Source organism: Vibrio barjaei (assembly GCF_001639065.2).
GTDB classification, from domain to species: Bacteria; Pseudomonadota; Gammaproteobacteria; order Enterobacterales; family Vibrionaceae; genus Vibrio; species Vibrio barjaei.
Genome location: NZ_LQXO02000053.1, coordinates 568,973 through 582,286, shown reverse-complemented (window position 1 = coordinate 582,286; position 13,314 = coordinate 568,973). Strand labels below are relative to the sequence as shown.

12 protein-coding genes are annotated in these 13,314 nt (G+C 44.0%); 5 read left to right on the top strand and 7 right to left on the bottom strand.

The genetic code is table 11. From position 1 onward, the window contains the following. Nucleotides 1-85: 85 nt before the first annotated feature. The gene (locus AWH66_RS23185) at nt 86-1,309 is read right to left on the bottom strand and encodes an HlyD family secretion protein (RefSeq protein WP_063603262.1); all 1,224 of its coding nucleotides are present in this window, start codon (nt 1,307-1,309) and stop codon (nt 86-88) included. Then, nucleotides 1,303-1,623 (bottom strand): hypothetical protein, encoded by a 321-nt coding sequence (locus AWH66_RS23180; RefSeq protein WP_063603263.1) that lies wholly within the window; start codon nt 1,621-1,623, stop codon nt 1,303-1,305. The genes AWH66_RS23185 and AWH66_RS23180 overlap by 7 nt, the downstream gene beginning before the upstream one ends. A gap of 125 nt (nt 1,624-1,748) precedes the next feature. Between AWH66_RS23180 and AWH66_RS23175 the strand changes: the two genes are divergently transcribed. After that, a complete protein-coding gene (locus tag AWH66_RS23175) occupies nt 1,749-2,759 on the top strand; it encodes an AraC family transcriptional regulator (protein ID WP_063603264.1) in 1,011 nt (336 codons plus the stop codon). Between the two features lie 31 nt (nt 2,760-2,790). Here the strand turns inward: AWH66_RS23175 and AWH66_RS23170 are convergent, their stop codons facing one another. The 5 genes from AWH66_RS23170 to AWH66_RS23150 form a co-directional block, all read right to left on the bottom strand. Beyond that, nucleotides 2,791-4,689 (bottom strand): tetratricopeptide repeat-containing diguanylate cyclase, encoded by a 1,899-nt coding sequence (locus tag AWH66_RS23170; protein WP_143081566.1) that lies wholly within the window; start codon nt 4,687-4,689, stop codon nt 2,791-2,793. A 171-nt stretch (nt 4,690-4,860) separates the two neighbouring features. Then, a complete protein-coding gene (locus tag AWH66_RS23165) occupies nt 4,861-6,084 on the bottom strand; it encodes an alpha/beta hydrolase (RefSeq protein ID WP_063603266.1) in 1,224 nt (407 codons plus the stop codon). Continuing rightward, complete coding sequence (locus tag AWH66_RS23160; protein ID WP_006069087.1) at nt 6,062-6,271, bottom strand: hypothetical protein; 210 nt, start codon at nt 6,269-6,271, stop codon at nt 6,062-6,064. Before AWH66_RS23160 ends, AWH66_RS23165 begins: the two co-directional genes overlap by 23 nt. A gap of 138 nt (nt 6,272-6,409) precedes the next feature. Further along, nucleotides 6,410-7,273 (bottom strand): MurR/RpiR family transcriptional regulator, encoded by an 864-nt coding sequence (locus AWH66_RS23155; RefSeq protein WP_038226420.1) that lies wholly within the window; start codon nt 7,271-7,273, stop codon nt 6,410-6,412. 10 nt (nt 7,274-7,283) lie between these two features. Continuing rightward, nucleotides 7,284-8,552: an amino acid deaminase gene (locus AWH66_RS23150; protein ID WP_063603267.1), complete on the bottom strand. Its 1,269-nt coding sequence runs from the start codon at nt 8,550-8,552 to the stop codon at nt 7,284-7,286. Between the two features lie 182 nt (nt 8,553-8,734). Here AWH66_RS23150 and AWH66_RS23145 point away from each other — a divergent pair, with 182 nt between their 5' ends. From AWH66_RS23145 to AWH66_RS23130, 4 genes are all read left to right on the top strand, one after another. Continuing rightward, complete coding sequence (locus AWH66_RS23145) at nt 8,735-10,174, top strand: N-acyl-D-amino-acid deacylase family protein (protein ID WP_063603268.1); 1,440 nt, start codon at nt 8,735-8,737, stop codon at nt 10,172-10,174. A gap of 70 nt (nt 10,175-10,244) precedes the next feature. Continuing rightward, nucleotides 10,245-10,637 carry a RidA family protein gene (locus AWH66_RS23140; RefSeq protein WP_006069083.1) on the top strand — a complete coding sequence of 131 codons (393 nt, stop codon included), beginning with the start codon at nt 10,245-10,247 and terminating at the stop codon, nt 10,635-10,637. Nucleotides 10,638-10,821: 184 nt separating this feature from the next. Beyond that, nucleotides 10,822-12,318 (top strand): sodium:solute symporter family protein, encoded by a 1,497-nt coding sequence (locus tag AWH66_RS23135; protein WP_063603269.1) that lies wholly within the window; start codon nt 10,822-10,824, stop codon nt 12,316-12,318. A 66-nt stretch (nt 12,319-12,384) separates the two neighbouring features. Beyond that, nucleotides 12,385-13,305: a sugar kinase gene (locus AWH66_RS23130; protein ID WP_063603270.1), complete on the top strand. Its 921-nt coding sequence runs from the start codon at nt 12,385-12,387 to the stop codon at nt 13,303-13,305. Nucleotides 13,306-13,314: the final 9 nt, after the last annotated feature.

Sequence of the window (13,314 nt, the reverse complement as noted above, 5' to 3'; positions counted from 1 at the left end):
GCTCCTTCAAATTACAAAAAAGCCACCCGTTAAAGGTGGCAAAGGGAACTGATAACCTACAGCTTGTTATCGGTAGTAGACGTGTTTAAATCGAGTAGAAGAAGTAAAGCTGCGACTTCATTCTCAAGATGATGCCTCGAATGACGTCTAAGAAAGCAAGAAAACCTATTGGTTTTTCTCCGCTCACCCAAGCTAGTCCAACAGCGCCTACCGGAATGTCATAACCTTCAGTTTCTTGTATTTTCAAGCGCACAAAGTGATGCTTGTTGTTAAGGTTCTTACCAGTAGTGGTGCGGACTGACTGATCAATGGCAAGCAATGTACCTTGCGATTCGCCCGTTGCTTCGATAATGCCTTCCACTTCTGCGGCGAAAACATGTCCCGGGTAAACGGATGTAGAAAATTCAGCGGGTTGCCCAGTTTTAACGTTTCGAATAGCTTGGTGATTAACACGCATTAGTACGTACTTTTCGTTGGTGTACATTTGCAATCGTGGCACTCGCGATAATAACTGCCCTTCTCGAAGAATGAAGTTGGTAACAAAGCCATCAGTTGGTGCATAAACCATGGTACTGTCGAGGTCCCACTGAGCGCGTTCGACAGATTCCGTAGTGTTTCGTAAATCATTCCTTCTGCTGTCCACGGCATATTCATATTTACTGATAGAAAGTAGTGCCTTGTTTGCATCCACTCGGCGTTTATCTAGTTGTGCCTCGGTGGTTTTTACTTTGTGTTTTGCCACTTCAACAATGCTAATCTGCTTGTCTATGTCACTTTCGGTGATTGTGTTATTAACCACGGCGTTCTGCTCTTGGAAGCGTTTCAGCATTTTTCGTTGTAACGTGTAATCTACCTGAGCAGAGCGAAGCTGACTTGCCGTCGTTTCAACACTCTTTTGTGCAGAAAGATAGCTAGATTTCGATATTTCGACATCTTGGATCGCGCTATCTAATGCCACTTGTGCTGCGTCGTGTTGTATTACCGCTTGATCTAGTGCGATCTGATAAGGCTTCGGGTCAATCTCATAGATAAGCTGACCTTTCTCTATCTGTTGGTTGGGCTTGATGTGCAGCTTAATGACTTTCCCCGTCACATTAGAGGAATCTGGACGAAGTTGAATATGCGGAGCCTGAACCAAAGAACCACCGGAAAGGTCCATCGGGGTATAGTTAATCAATCCAACCCAAACGAACATTAGCCAGCCGACGCCACCAATATAGGCGAAGCCTTTAGAAAATTTGTTCCATGGCATGCCTATTAATCGCAGTAGATAAATAAATAGAGCCCAAACTGCTAAACCCTCTAACATGTTGTGTTCTCCGTTTTATCTTCTTTGCCGTGCCAGATATCTCTAAGTCGAACAATCGCTTTCTCCATGTCTACAAAGGCAATGATGACGGCCAGTACCCACACCCAGTGCCAGATAAAGCCTATCCATGTGAGGGCTGTGATTAGACCTAGTTGATGATGATCTTTGCTGTGTGCTTTATTGATAGGAAGCTCGTGGATACGCCAAAAACCATATACCGCGGCAACGACACTTGCGACTAATACGATTCCTGAGACGACGTGCAATGCGGTGTCAGCGCTTGTTCCGACAAAGGGAACACTCAGTAGGCTCATTGATTTACCTTATTAGATATAGAAGAAATGAGAGTCTATTCGACATAGAAATAAACATTTACAAAATGATAGATTTCATCAAGAATCAACATGTTTTGAGGTAATTGATATCATCTGGTGACGCTATGTTTGAGAATGTACACTTTGTAAGAACGATGGGTATTGCAGGGTTGGTCAGAAACCTCCACAAAACTTACGGTGTGAAACCAGAAGAATTGGGGATCCCTGCTAAAGCTCTCGAGTTTCCAATGACATTAATTCCGGTTTCCGTTCTTAATCAATTCTATGAGAACATTGAGTTGGTAACGGGAGATCCGGACGCTGTGCTCAATCTTGTCAGCCAAATGTCGATTGATAGACTTGGTTCTATGAGCCGCTGGTTTTTTTCGGGTCATGATCTTGCCTCGACCATTCGTCGCATTAATTTTGGTATTACTTGTATTCAATCTGGGGCTTTTCTCAGTGGTGAAGTAGTGGGCCCAATTGTTAAGTGGACGTATTACAACAGTTCAATTTCTGCACCCGCAAAAGCCGATGATGGTGTCAGAGTTGCAAACTTCATGTGTAATGTATTGAAGCGCTATCTTGGGGAAGAGTTTGTTCCTGATCGTGTTTGTATATCTGGTACTAAAACGAATCGAAGTAAATACGAGGCCTATTTTGGGTGTCCAATCGAATGGGGACACAATCAAACAGAGGTTTGGTTACCCAACAAGCTACGTTTACAAGGCAACAAGATACCTTCATTAGCCGCAGAAAAGCTTTCTATGAGTTTTGCAGATCTCGACAACTACTTGAATATGCCAGACTCTCAAGATCATATGAAAGTGTTGTATGAGGTAGTGAATTATTCGCGCCATTTTGGCATTCCAACGTTAGCGAAGGTGTCGGAATTGTTGGGTCTGTCGGAACAGCAATTACAAAGACGGCTACAAGCCTCGGGGTTAAACTTTACCTCAGTGGTCGGATTCGTTCTATCTGGGGAAGCGGTGAAGCAAATTGTGCTGGGCACACCTATGGAGCAAATCGCTGAGAGCCTAGGTTATACCAATATGACCAGTTTTAGCCGTATGTTTAAGAAGTACCGAGGTATCACTCCAAAACAGTACCTAAACAACTATCTTTCTGCTTACTAATTTGAGTTTTTAAGCTACATCTAGTTAATACTCAGGAGAAGACGACTTTATTGCGTCCTTCAGATTTGGCTTGATAAAGGCGCTTATCCGCAATGTCGAGCATGTTACGCCAATGCTTTTGGTAGTTTGCAGGACTTAACAAGGTTGCACCAATAGACGCAGTAACCGTTAATCGACCTTCGTCAAAATAGAGGTTGGTCGTTTCAACGGTGGTTCGAAGTGTAGTTAAGCGCTCTTGCAATTGAGAAAGCGTGTCTGCACGGACAATGATCAGAAACTCTTCACCGCCCCAGCGTGCTAGCAGCTCGTCCTTTGACAAGGTGCTGTTAAGTGTTTGAGCAATCTCTTGTAAGACAATATCCCCTGCAGCATGACCTAATTTGTCGTTGATATCTTTAAAGTGGTCAATATCAATTAGACCAATAGCAATATGCCCTTTTCCAGGTAGAGCTCGATCACCACTAAGATAATGCTCTGCAAAACGGCGATTTGGTATACGCGTGAGTGAGTCCAGCATGCTTTGCTCGCGCAACGAATGATTGGTCGACAACAAGGAAAGGTTTTGTTGTTGAAGTGTATTCTTACTTTTAAACAGCAACAAAAAGCCAAACATACCGGCAACAAAAATGGCTGCCCACATTTTTTCCTTAGACTCTTGGTAATCTATGCGAGTTTGTTTGAGCTTGTTCTCCGTATGAAGTTGGGTGATTTTATGCTGCTGCTCGGAATCGGCATGTACTTGCTCTAGTTCAAATAGCGCTTTTTGACGTTTATCGAAAAGTAGGATCTCATTCTCTTCTTGGTAAAGCCGAGCATACTTATACGCAGCATCAAAGTGCTGCTGATGAGCATAAAAGTTTGCGAGTTGGTTGTATGCTTTCGCCGTATTGAGAGGATCTTTGAGAGCAATGAATTGATCTTTGGCACTAATCAACAATGACTCCGCTTTGCTGCTGTTCCCAAGAAAACTCAGAGCCCGTCCAAGGTGTGTAATGCAATGAGGAATTTGGGTTTTTATCTGATGTTTTTCAGCTAAGGATAAGCACTCTTGAGCGAACAATTTAGCTTGTTGATAATGCCCTTGCTCAAGTAAGTTGTAAGCTTTATTACTTTTAACATTGGCGATCAGGCTAACGTCACCGAGCTGATCTGCCTTTAGTTCTGCTAAGTCAAGATACTCTGACTGTTCACTCATGCTACCAATATTACCAGCGATGATAGATCGATTGAGGGCGAGTATCGCCTCTTGTTCTAATTGCGGTTGATGACTCTTCTGGAGCCAAAAATAGCCCTCTTGGTTGTATTCAAGCGCTTTATCCCATTCTTCTAAGTCGGCATAGATTAAAGAGATGTTGGAAATAACTTTGACCACATACGCGGCGTCACCAATACTACGGAAAATCTCCAATGCTGCGGTATAGCTTTTTTTTGCTTGTAACTGTCTATTTTGACTGGAGTGGATGACTGCGATGAGGTTGTGTGTCCTTGCTTCAAGGTGCAAGTAACGCAGCTTTTTGGCGGCCAGCAGTGCGCGGTTTGCTCGTTGTAAAGCGACATCATAGCGACCATCGGTAATATCAAAGGTCGCTAACCACATATCACTCTCTGCCACTATCCAAGGCACATTTCTTTCGATGCCGACTTGTTGCATGGCATCTAATGCTTTACGTGCTTCCAAGGGACGTTTGTGTGCCCGATGATGTTTGAATTTGCCAAGGTAATAGTAATAGCTTGCAATCGGATCGTGTCCAATCTTCGCGCTTCGTTGAAGCTGCGCTAAGAGCTCGACTCCATGACTAAAACTTGAGTAACGTACTGCATTCAAGGCAAGTACCGTTTCTTTGTAGGGTTTGTCTTCTATGAGCGCGAGAGGGGAAAATTGGGCATAAACGGCCCTAGAGCTTAACGCAAACAGAATAATGGTGAACAAGAAACACAGTCGGGTAGCTATTAGCACTGATAGGTTAACAAGAAATAATTGGTATGTCGTATTGTAAATGTTTAAATTATCATCGTCAAATTATCATTTTTGGAACTGATATCAACAAAAATGTCTATTCTGAAGAGCTATGTGATTATAAAAGAAACAATTGATTTGTAGCTAGGAGTCAGGTTTCATTACTAAATCAATAGATTTCACAAGCTCTTGGAAATGAGGGTTGAAGGTTAACCGTGCATGGATTTTGTTTGGTTCTTGATAACCATAAGCGGAATACCATACCTGATGGCCTGACTGGCAGTTTGCATAGTCAATGTCACGTTGACCGTTATCACAAATGGTGATCGTACCACTCTGCCCATAATAAGGATTGTTAGGGCTGAATAGCATACCCATATGAGAGCCGTTGGAAACGCGATATTCAGGCAAAACCATCGTTTGACTCACAATTCTCTGACCGTGAGGAGGGTGTTCTCCTTGCCAAATAAGTCTGCTTTCAGCATGGATAAACTGGTTTTGGAATGCTTGGGAGGCCGCGGTGGTATCGACAACACTATCGGCTTCACTCAACACCATTAACGTTGGCTTGACGAAAGAATGAGTCGCGAGGTTATCTTGTACGACTTTTGCCGTTTGGTAGTAGACGGCTGCGCCATTCATAGGCAGCGAATTGTAGCGTAGTACATTGTTCTCTGGGTCTTGGTCAGCCCAGTCTATGAAGTAACTTGCAAAGCGCGCGTATTTGACTGCTTCCGATTTGGGTTGGAATGCTGGAGAGAAGAGCAACAGCCCAGAGACATGATCATCATTCAGTGCATAGGAAGTCACAAGATTAGCGCCGGTAGAGTATCCGCCTAGCCAAACGTTAGCGTATTCTTTAAGCAGTAGCTGAGTATGGTGCGAAACGATATTTTCCCAGTCAGAGTAGCTAGGCAGCAGCAAATCACCGGCCTTACTGCCATGCCCGGGAAGTAAAATTGCTCTAACTAAATAGCCTTGCTTAACCAAATGTTCCGCAATGTCGTGAAATGAGTAGGGTGAGTCACCAAGTCCGTGTACTAACAATATGGCTTGACCATTAGGGAAGTCAGGCACTAGCTCAAAGGGACTATTGAGCACGATCTCTTGTTGATGATCGTCAGATTTGAATGCACGGTTTTCAGCAAGCCATCGTTGAGTATCTTGGATGTATTGCTCAAACGAAGCTTGCTGATAGGCTGGGAGTGCCTTTGCTTTTTGGTATGCAGGGTTAGTGTTCTTGGCAGAACAACCAAATACACCTGCTGTGATGAATACAGAAATATAGAAGACAAGCGCGACCAGTTTTCTTTTATGTCGCGAACGTATTTCGCGAATAGCAGAACTACTTGGACGAGACTTCTTCATATTCACCTTCTATTGTATTGCCTTGCATATTTTGGCGCTGTTGAGCTAACTCTTTGTCGAGCTCTTTCTTAATACGATTACCTGTGACATATGCAGCAATGGTAAGTGGAATTGCCATGATCAAACTGAACATCATCGCAACAAAGCCAATAAATACGGCGCTAACGGTTAGGAGTGCTTTTTTCATAATGACCTCTCTTGATAAACAGCGTCGGAAAATGGATGAGTCTTTATGTGCATCGCTCCTTGATGGTTAGATAATAGAGCAATCAATATGAACCAAACATGAACGCTAGTTCACAATTGCGTTCATGTTTGAATACTTTTAATCACCTAAAGGTTGGCGATCACTGCCTGTGCGGTGAGTATCTAGAGCGAGTTTGAGGCGACGTAAGCGGTCACGAGAGCGACGCTTGTGATTGACGGCAAGCTCCATCGACAATACGTCAACCAGAGCTAACATAGCGTAGCGAGACGCCGACGGTTTGTAGATGAAGTCGGTTTCTTTGTGAATAATGGGAAGAACAATATCACTGAGCTTTGCTAAAGGTGAGTCAGCAGGGGTTATGGCTATCACTCTAATCCCGTATTGCTGAGCAATTTCTGCGGTTTCGACGATAACAGGGGTATGCCCCGTTGCGGAGATGACCACCATGACATCGTTAGCGTCTGCAGTAGCAGCTACCATTCTAGTAAGCAGACCATCGTTGTATGAGACTACAGGGTAACCTAGTCTAAATAAACGATGTTGAAGCTCTTGCGAGGTAATAGTCGAACCGCCACCCACACCCACTGCGATAATTTGTCTAGCTGAGTGTAGCATGGTAACAGCTTGGCTAATATCGGCTTCATTGATGAGCGCACGGTTGATATCCAACGCCTGTTTGATCGATTCGTAAATGCCTTGGTGGCTTGTTTGGTCAGGTGGTTCAATGATGAAGCGCTGTCCAACGGCGAGTGATTGCGCCAGTTTGATCTTAAGATCTCTAACATTAAGGCAACCTACAGCCTTGGCAAATCGAGTAATAGTCGCTTCACTAACGCTTGCTTGCTGTGCAAGTTCGGTAATACTCGCGTTGGCGGCAGAATGTATGTCGTCGGTAATTAAATCTGCCACTTTCTTTTCAGCATCACGAAGCGCGCTATAGCGCTCCGTGATCTGAGATATGATGTCTACTTCTACGGTCAAAACTTTTCCTCTAAAAAGCCGTTTCTACCCATTGTTCAACGTTATGCTCATTGTCGCTGATCGCGAGAAGACGCCATTTATCAAACGTAAGGCATGGGTGTGACGTTGAGAACGCAATCATATCACCAACTTGAAGTGACGACTCCGGTGGAATGGACAAAAATGTGTGTTGGTCCATAACATCAGTAGCAATGATCTTACTTTCGTTGATTTCAGCACCTGCACGGTAGATACGTTCTGGGATCGGCAGTCCCGCATCGAAGGCGACATCCCTCTTACCGAGTCCTACGATCGCTTTGGTCGGCTCTGGTCTAGAAATTACATACGCCCACACTTCGAGCGAGGACGATAGGTCGCCACCCAACTCACAAGCATAACCGCCATTTTTAACGGCTCTGGCCATGACTTTTTCTTGGGCATCTAGATAGATCCCTGTGTCATGAATAACATAGCAACCTGGTCGAATCACGGCCTGAAAGTCATTCAAATGAGCAAAGGTCTCTGCCACAACGTCATACCATGCGGATCCAGCTCCGGTAAGAATAGGCTTGCTAGGCAGCAGCTCCTGACTGATGAGGTCGCGTCCAAGTTTAATAGTGTCTGTTAAGAAAGCCCTAACGAGAGACTCTTCATCTCCCCCATGAATGACCCCCTCGTAGACCTCGATTCCGACCAAAGAGACATGAGATAGAGTACTAATATGTTTAGCAAGTTCGACTACCTCTTGTTTCGTTCTGCAACCGCAGCGACCCCCAACAACACCGTATTCAATTAATACTTCAATGTTCACATCCATGGTTGAAAAGAACTGCTCCAATTGGTCAGCGTTAATGGCTGAATCTACGCAGACGATGACTCTAGCTTGAGCCTCTTTCTTAATACGAGCCACCATTGCCATATTGGCTTTACCAACCAGTTGGTTAGCTATCATGATATTTCTTAACCCTGCGATAGCTGCTGTTTCTGCTTGTGGTGCCGTCGCTACTGTTATCCCCCATGCACCCTTTTGCTTTTGCAAGGCGAAAAAGTCTGGAGTCATGGTGGTTTTTCCATGTGGACAAAGCAAAACACCATGATAGTTGGCAAAAGCTTGCATCCAGTCCATGTTATTCAGTAGTGCTTGTTTGTTAATAACTGCTACGGGTAGGCTGATTTCTTCATTTATCAGGCTGTACTTAGCCTTAAGTTCTGCCGTTACTGGTACTCCTTTCATTCCTCTGCCAAATGGCACCGGTACAGTTTCTTGTTTGTTTCTATCATTATCTTTTAAATCTATCATTGATGGCGCTCTTTCTAACATAGCCTAAGTTATTGATATTTAATGTTTGATGGTAACAATGATAATACTAATGTTGGAAACTATCAAACTTTATGGTTGGAATTGTGTAATTAGTCACTGTGTTTGTGTGGGTAAATATCTATGATTGTCTGTGTGAAATGCACGAACTGAGAGAGAAGGTCATGTTGTTCGACATAATTATTAGAAATGCAGAAATCGTCGATGGTACCAATACTCCAGCGTACAAAGCGGATGTGGGGTTAGTAAAAGATCGAATAGTCAAAATTGGTGAATTAACAAACGGAAAAGCGACATCTGTTATTGACGCTGAAGGTTTGATCGTCAGTCCTGGCTTTATTGATGTACATACTCATGACGATACTAATGTTATTCGCTATCCTGATTGCTTACCAAAAATCAGTCAGGGTGTTACCACGGTGATCGTCGGTAATTGTGGTATCAGTGCATCGCCTGCTGTATTGGAGTGCGCGCCGCCGGATCCAATGAACTTGTTAGGCAAACAGGAAGATTTTAAGTATCCGACGTTTGCTCAATACGCCGACGCGGTGTCTTCAGCAGAACCAGCTGTGAATGTCGCGGCTCTAGTCGGCCACACTACGTTACGCAATAACGTGATGAATGACCTTTTCAGAGAAGCCAGCGAGCAAGAGTTAGCTTCGATGAGGTCAACGCTTGATTTAGCGATGCAACAAGGTGCGTTAGGTTTAAGTTCCGGCTTGGCCTATGCCAGTGCCAAACAGGCAACAACCAGTGAAGTCATGCGTTTAGCTGAGGTTCTTGCTGAGCATGATGGTATCTATACCACGCACATGCGTACTGAGTTTGAAGAAATCTTGCATGCGATGGAAGAGGCGTTTGAGACTGGAAAGCACGCGAAAGTGCCCGTTGTTATCTCACATCTAAAATGTGCAGGTGCTGGTAATTGGGGTCGTACGGTTGAAGTTCTTGATTTGATGGAGAAGACATCAGCTCATCAAGATGTCTCTTGCGACTGTTACCCATATTCTGCAAGCTCGTCAACGTTAGATTTAAAACAAGTAACTGAAGATTTTGATATTTTCATTACGTGGTCTGAATCAAAACCAGAATGCGCAGGACAAATGCTCGCTGACATCGCAAAGCAGATGGAATTGCCTCTTGTTGAAGCGGCAAAAGCCTTGCAACCTGCTGGCGCTGTTTATCACTGTATGGATGAAGCAGACGTTGAAAGAGTCTTGAAATATCGTTTGACGATGGTGGGCTCAGATGGTTTACCCAATGATCCTCATCCTCATCCACGTCTTTGGGGGACATTCCCCAAAGTGTTGAGCCATTACTGTCAAGATCGCGAACTATTTCCTTTGGAAGAAGCGGTACACAAGATGACGGGTATGTCTGCGACACGATACAACCTATCGAATCGAGGTGTCATTCGCGAAGGTGCGTTCGCTGATATCGTGATATTCGACAAACAGAAAATAAAAGATACCGCTACATTTGAAAACCCTATTTCAGTTGCTGATGGAATTGAGTGTGTTTTGGTTAATGGAAACATTAGCTACTCAAATAAAACTGTTGCTGTAAATAGATTTGGTCGATTTATTTATCGCCAAGAGAAGTAATATTTAAATGAGCAATAATTGCTCTTGGAAATATAAAATTAGTTAAAGAATAGATAATTGGAGAATTGAAATGACGATTAAGCGCTATGGTGTAGAAGGTGGTGTAGGTACAGGTGGTCAACATTTACCGTTCGCTCGCGCAACTGAAGCGGGAGGCTTTCTTTACGTTTCAGGTCAAACGCCAATGACTGACGGCGAAGTCGTTGAAGGAGGGATTGTTGATCAATCTCGTCTAGCAATCCAGAACTGCGTAGACATTATGGAAGAAGCAGGGTATGGCCTTGAAGATGTAGTACATGTCAAAGTCGTTCTGACAGATTCACGCTACTTCCAGTCATTTAATAAAGTGTTTAAAGAGTTTTTCGGTGCAAACCCACCTGCTCGCATTTGTATGGTATGTGATCTTGTTGTCGACGTAAAAGTTGAAGTTGATGTAACGTGCTACCGCGAAGACCGTCGCTAATTAAATACTTATTATATATTACTTAAATTAATATTAGGGGCATTCTAGTGAATGCCCTTCACAAAAATATAAATATTTACAATCTAAATGGACTTAATTCAGAAGTGCATCTTACTTCTGAGTTTAAAATAACGTAAAACGGTAAGTGGCTTAAATTGGTCACTTATATCTCTGGAGGTGTTCAATGAACAGTACACTATTTTTATCCGGCTTCGGAATATATGTGTGTTTTCTAATTTGGCTAGGATGGTTCGTGTCACGAAATCAAAAGTCTGGTGAAGACTTTTTGTTAGGTGGACGTGGTTTACCCCTGTTCCTAGTACTAGGGACGACAGTCGCAACCATGGTTGGTACTGGATCAAGTATGGGAGCGGTCGGCTTTGGTTACGCGAATGGTTGGGCTGGAGCGCTTTATGGTATTGGCGGTGCGTTAGGTATCCTACTATTAGCCCTTTGGTTTGCACCAGTTCGTAAGCTTAATTTCATGACGATGAGTGAAGAGCTTGCGTATTACGTCGGTGCCAACCGTGTCGTCAAAAATGTCGTAGGCGTGCTTATCTTTATTGCTTCTATTGGTTGGCTTGGTGCTCATATTCTTGGTGGCGGTATGTATTTGGCGTGGATTGCAGATATTGACCTCAACGTAGCAAAAGTCATCATCGCAGCGGCGTTCACAATTTATGTTGTCATCGGCGGCTACACAGCGGTAGTTTGGACTGACACTATCCAAGCAATTATCCTATTTGTTGGCTTCATTTTGATGGCGGTTCTATCTGTTCAACACATCGGTGGTATGGACAATCTTTACGAAGCGATGGACCCAGCGGCAACAAGCTTCCTTGCGATAGAAAAACTTGGACTTATTCCTGCAGTCTCTCTAGCCGTGGTCATTGGTGTTGGTGTGTTAGCGACGCCATCTTTCCGTCAAAGAATCTACTCGGGTAAGAATGTTTCAACTATTCGCCGTTCATTTGTATTGTCTGGTGTTTTGTATCTGTTCTTCTCAATTATCCCGGCAATTATCGGTATGGCTGCTCATGCGATTGAACCAGGCCTGGACAATGCCAATTTCGCATTCCCTTATATAGCAGCGACTGTACTACCGGTAGGGGTCGGTATGATCGTTCTGATCGCGGGCTTGTCGGCAACAATGTCAAGCGCAAGTTCAGACGCTATAGCGGGCGTTTCAATCCTTCTTCGTGATGTATATGTAATGTTCACCGGCCGAGTGCCAAATAAAGAGTCAATGCTGAACTACTCTCGTCTAGCATTGGTTGTTGTTATCGGCTTTGCACTGTTATTCGCGCTAACTTCGAATGACATCATTGGCTATATCACTAAGATGATCTCGACTGTCATGTCTGGCATGTTTGTATGCGGTATGTTGGGTCGTTTTTGGAAACGTTACACTTGGCAGGGGGCGATTGCGACACTTATTGGTGCATCGGCAGCATCATTCACAGTAATGTTCAGCGCAGACCTAACTGCTTTCTGGGGCAATCCGGTTATCCCATCAGTGACAGTAGCAACAATTGCTGGTGTTGTGGTTAGTCTAATGACACCTGAAAATAAGGTCTCCCCTGAGCAAGCTCAAGCGATTCTTGATGCTGAACGCGCTCAAATGGAGTTGGGCTCAGCTCCTCAAGAAACTTCTGCAAAACCAACACCAGTGACTGAGTAATTTCGGTCTTATCAAGGGGTGCTCGCGGCACTCCTTCTTCTAATCCTATTATTTTAAGAGGCCCTGATGAAAGTAGCTTTCTTCGGTGAATGTATGGTGGAACTGAGTGGGGAGCCACTCAGAAGAACATTCGGCGGTGATACTCTCAATACTGCGCTTTATTTAGCAAGGCTTGGACGCAATAGAGATATTAGCGTTTCCTACGCGACGGGACTGGGTGAAGACAAACTGTCAGTTGAGATGAAACAGGCTTGGAACGATGAATATATCGACACGAGTTTGATCGAAACCGTGTCTGGTAAGCAGCCTGGTTTGTATTTAGTCGAAACTGATGCAAATGGAGAACGAACCTTTCTTTACTGGCGCAATGACAGTGCAGCAACATACTACTTCGACAATGTGGTAAGTAAACTAGAAGTCGCTTTAGCCGCTAACCAACATGATGCGCTTTATCTCAGCGGAATCAGCTTAGCCATATTAAACAATAGTGCCAAGGAACGAATGCTGACTATGGCTAAACACCATCATGATAGTGGCAAAAAAGTCATATTTGATAATAACTTCCGTCCTCAGCTTTGGAAAAGAGCCGACGCTCAAAAGTGGTATGAAAAGCTGTTGCCTTATGTGGATATCGCGTTACTCACAGAAGATGATGATAGAGAAATATGGGGGATTGAAGAGTCTATTGAGTCACGTTGTGAGCGATTTGAAATTCCAGAAGTGGTGATTAAACGCGGTTGTGAGCCATGTAAGGTGATAATACGAGAAAATAATCAGATTAATACCCACTTTGTCGCAGCATCGAAAGTTGCGAATGTGATTGATACCTGCGCTGCCGGTGACTCCTTTGCTGCGGGGTATTTGTCTGCCAGATTGAGTGGTCACTCGTGCGAGTTATCTGCAGAGTTTGCTCATTCTGTTGCTGCTATCGTTATTCAACACCCTGGCGCCATCGTTCCACTCGGTGCTATGGATCATTTACTGTGAAGAGATCAA

Bases quoted from the DNA above. Each gene is read 5' to 3' on its own strand.
- AWH66_RS23150 (WP_063603267.1), bottom strand. From the start codon at position 8,552: ATGATAGATTTAAAAGATAATGATAGAAACAAACAAGAAACTGTACCG.
- AWH66_RS23175 (WP_063603264.1), top strand. From the start codon at position 1,749: ATGTTTGAGAATGTACACTTTGTAAGAACGATGGGTATTGCAGGGTTG.
- AWH66_RS23160 (WP_006069087.1), bottom strand. From the start codon at position 6,271: ATGAAAAAAGCACTCCTAACCGTTAGCGCCGTATTTATTGGCTTTGTT.
- AWH66_RS23135 (WP_063603269.1), top strand. From the start codon at position 10,822: ATGAACAGTACACTATTTTTATCCGGCTTCGGAATATATGTGTGTTTT.
- AWH66_RS23145 (WP_063603268.1), top strand. From the start codon at position 8,735: ATGTTGTTCGACATAATTATTAGAAATGCAGAAATCGTCGATGGTACC.
- AWH66_RS23185 (WP_063603262.1), bottom strand. From the start codon at position 1,309: ATGTTAGAGGGTTTAGCAGTTTGGGCTCTATTTATTTATCTACTGCGA.
- AWH66_RS23180 (WP_063603263.1), bottom strand. From the start codon at position 1,623: ATGAGCCTACTGAGTGTTCCCTTTGTCGGAACAAGCGCTGACACCGCA.
- AWH66_RS23130 (WP_063603270.1), top strand. From the start codon at position 12,385: ATGAAAGTAGCTTTCTTCGGTGAATGTATGGTGGAACTGAGTGGGGAG.
- AWH66_RS23165 (WP_063603266.1), bottom strand. From the start codon at position 6,084: ATGAAGAAGTCTCGTCCAAGTAGTTCTGCTATTCGCGAAATACGTTCG.
- AWH66_RS23140 (WP_006069083.1), top strand. From the start codon at position 10,245: ATGACGATTAAGCGCTATGGTGTAGAAGGTGGTGTAGGTACAGGTGGT.